Raw genomic sequence first — 3,931 nt, forward strand, 5'->3', positions numbered from 1 at the left:
GTTGAAGAGATTGAAAAACTCTCCCTCGAACTTCGCTGTCACAGGCGTATCGCCGATGAGCCGGAAGGTTGCTTTCTTGGAAAGGTTGAACTGCGTGCTATTCAAACCGGGCTGGCGAATCGTATTGAGTCCCAGGTTACCGAAGGTCCCTGGTGCCGGCTGGGTGAAGTTGGTCGTTGAAAAGTAGTTATTGATGTTGCCGTGCTGATAGGTGACCGGTCCTGTTACGTTGGGTCTCTGTCCCGTATTTCCAACTCCCGCGCGATCCGCAGAGATTGTTAGAGTGACGGGCGTTCCTCCTTGGAACGTGGATACGCCGCTAACCTCCCAACCGCCAAGAGCATAGGCAGCAAGGCTGCGGCCGCCCCGGAAGAACGGCAGGTCATACACATAGTTGATCGTGAAGCTCTGGGGCCTATCGTAGGCCGTAGGGCCTTTCTCGTTCACGAACTGGTTTTGTCCGACCTGTGAACCCAACGACCGTGAGTATGTGTACGCCGCTTCGAATAGAAATCCATTTTTGAAGCGGCGGCGGGCATCCATCTGGAGCGAGTTATAACTGGCCGAAGCAGAGCGTACATCGTAGTTGATCGCTGCATAACCTTTGTATGGCCGAACGGTGTTGACGTTGACGGCACCTACTGCAACCGCGGCGTTCGGTTGAGCCTGGTTGATATTGGGCGTTTGATCCAGATGACGCGCAGTATTGCCCACGTAGCTTACGGAGAGAACGATCGAACCAGGAAGTTGCTTTTCGATTGTCAGGGAGTATTGCGTAACTGTTGGATAGAGCTTGCGAGTATCAAACGCAGCCAGCGTGGGAGGAAATAGGGTCTGCGCACCGGAAGCAAATCCCGTAAGCGTTGTGTTGTAGATCGTGGCGGACTGCGCGAACGGAGGATTCGCGCTCAGATTTTCATGATTGTCGTTGTCCCAGTGATAGAACAGACCGTAACCGCCCCGGATCGAAGTTGTGGAAGAACCGAAGGGCGACCAGGCAAAGCCGATACGCGGACCGATGTTGTTCCGCGCGCCCGTGAGGGAGCGAGGAAGATCGAGCCCCTTCTTATTCGCGGGAGTGATGATTCCATTGAGGGGATCGCCGGTGTTTGCGACCAATGCTCCCGCTGCAGTAACGGTTGGTGYGTTCGCCGCGGAATAGAGACTGGGCACGAAACCGGAGATGTGGTCGTACTTGTCGTAGCCGTTAGGCGCGCCCTGGAAAATCGTATCGCGTACTCCCAGATTGAGCGTCAGATTGCGAGTGACCTTCCAGTCATCCTGCAAATAAGCCTCATACATATTCGAGAAGAGATATACGTTGGGTACATTGCTCTGCTCGACATAACTGAAGGCGTGGCCGGTAAGGAAATCTGCCAGAGCATTGCCGGTGGCAGAGCCGGTGAAGCTGAATGCCCCTGCCTGACCTCCGTAGGGAAATCGATCGAACTTCTGAATACGAAGAACATTGAAGCCCGTTTTGAGTGAGTGAGTATGCAGTTGCTTCGTCAAGTCATCACGCCAGGTGTAGACGTTGTTTGTATTGTTGGTCAGCCCCTGTGCACCGATGGAGGAAAATCCGCTGATCGTAATTGTGGGTATCAGGTTATAGATATTCGCGTTGTATAAGCTTGGGATCGTAAGCCCTGCCGGGCGCTGGCCATTGCTATCCGGCGACTGCGTGATCTGGTTGCGCGAGTAGCCGATCGTCGCCTGGTTTAGCAGCGTTGGCGAAAAGATATGGGTCCACTGCAATACGCCATTCTGTCCCGGTTTCGCGAACGAACCACCGATGGTTGCGAAAGACTGGTTGGATGGTTTCAGGATTGCCTGCTGCTGACTCCAGCCGTCGTGTGCATAGCGTGCCGTGATGGTATCGCTGGGCGACAAGACCGCGTCGACACGTACCAACTCTTCGCGCCACCGTGTCTGGCTCTTAGGGCTGATTACGTAGTTTGAAGAGCTTGCGCTGTTGGGCAACGGAAAGTAAGCGTTCAGCAAGAGTGCGGCGTTGGGATCGATATTCGTGATCTGGTTGCCGGCGTAGGGCTTTCCTGTGTCAGGATTGGTAATCGGCGCGGAACCAGTGAAGTTCCCAGCCCTCTGGGCTGCGGTCGGTGTGATCGCGGTGAAGGTGCTTTGCGGTGCGGAGGTGAAGCTGGTAAGTTCTGGCCCGGATCGGCGGTCAAACGCCTGCGACCAGAAAAAGAAGATGTTGCGGGCGAGCTTCCCTTGAGCGCCGGGAAGAAGACGGCCACCGAAGTCATACCCAAAGTTGTTGTCGTGGAGTGGTGGCTTCGAAGTATTGAAGTAGTTCCGCGCATTGAGCGCATCATTCGAAAACACTTCATACAGGTCGCCATGATATCTCTCACCGCCAGAACGCGTCACAACGTTCACCTGGCTGTAGCCGAAAGAGCCAATGTCAGCCGTGTAGTTGCTCTTATGGACCTGTATCTCCTGTATCGCTTCCATCGGAGGAAAGAGGTTGAGTCCTCGATTGCCGCCGGTATCCATTGCCAGGATGCCGTCATAGGTGAAGGCGTTAGAGTTGATRCGGCCACCGTTGACGGAGGTGAGCGGATTGCCCTCCTGTCCTACACCCATCCGTTGCCCCGTCTGCGAGCTGCTGACCCCCGTGCCAAGCGAGAGGAATTGCGTGAAGTTACGGCCATTGGACGCGAGCTCACAGAGCTGCGTGCCTGTGATGATCGTATTGAGTGAGCCTTCTGAGGTTTCGATCGCCGGCGCGGCATCGGTGACAGTGGTCGTCTGCGTCGTTCCATTCACCGGCAATTGCACGTTGATCGTGCGTGTCGTATCCGATTGCAGATTGACACCTTGCTGCTCTATGCGCTGGAAACCGGGCGCACTTGCCGTGACGACATACTCACCGGCACGGAGTGCGGGCAGAGAGTAAAAGCCGTCGGAGTTCGTTTTAGTCGAGCGCTCGATGCCAGTTGAAGTTTGGCGTACACTCACTTCCGCCTCTGCGATAACGGCACCTGACTTGTCGGTAATGGTTCCGCTGAGGGTCCCGCTCCCTGAACTCTGCGCAAATGCAGAAAAAGATTCGAGAGAAAAGAGAAAAACAACTACAAGCAGAAGGGATCGCTTGGAAAACATAAGGCCTCTCTGACTACGTTCGCATCGCAAAAGCGCAGGGAACGATGCGCAACAAGGGATGTATTCAGGGCATGAGAAACGCCAAACCACGAGATACATATCGAACTGGATCGGAGAAAAGAGCTACGCGCGCAAGTTCTCGCCGGACCGCTGAAAGGTGGTCAACAGCAACAACAAAGCAATAGCTGGGTACGATTAGACCGCATACCAAGAGCAGGTTATCACACTGGATCGGACTGACAGCACGGCGCACGGGACGGGTTCGCGTCGACAAGCCGTCAGCGGCGCCCAAGAAGGTAGAGCATCAAGGCTATATTTAAGGGGCGTACGGCGGCACTCCCCAATGGGACCATCGCCTGTGCCCGATCCCTGAGGAGTTCTATTCGAGATGTCCAATCATTCATCCCATGAGGTAACAAGACGGACTTTTATCGGCAACTCGGCCCTCGCAGCCGGATCGCTGCTCTCGGGAATTGCAGCCAGAGCTGCTCAGACGCCGTCGCGGCCAAACATCCTGTTCATCATGACGGACGACCACGCGGCCCAAGCTATGAGCTGCTACGGCAGCAAGATTAACCAGACACCCAATCTCGATCGAATCGCAAACGAAGGCATGCGTATGGATCGAGTCTTCGCCACCAATGCGATCTGCACGCCCAGCCGCGCCACGATCTTAACGGGTAAGTACAGCCACCTGAACGGCGTGCCAGTATTCAATCGCTTTGATGGATCGCAGCCGACCGTAGCGAGATATCTGCAGAAGGCCGGCTATCACACCGCGATGATCGGAAAGTGGCACCTGGGC

General features: G+C 55.2%; 2 protein-coding genes. One reads left to right on the forward strand and one right to left on the reverse strand.

The window, feature by feature from the left end; genetic code table 11:
* Positions 1 to 3,225: carboxypeptidase regulatory-like domain-containing protein (locus AB4043_RS17480; protein WP_442307639.1), on the reverse strand; the 3,225-nt coding region annotated here is incomplete at its 3' end.
* 289 nt (positions 3,226 to 3,514) lie between these two features.
* Here AB4043_RS17480 and AB4043_RS17485 point away from each other — a divergent pair.
* Positions 3,515 to 3,931, forward strand: a 417-nt coding sequence (locus AB4043_RS17485; protein ID WP_442307640.1) for a sulfatase-like hydrolase/transferase, incomplete at its 3' end; no start/stop codon positions are given.

Origin of the sequence: Terriglobus sp. YAF25, assembly GCF_052113305.1 — a bacterium.
Taxonomy (GTDB): Bacteria; Acidobacteriota; Terriglobia; order Terriglobales; family Acidobacteriaceae; genus Terriglobus.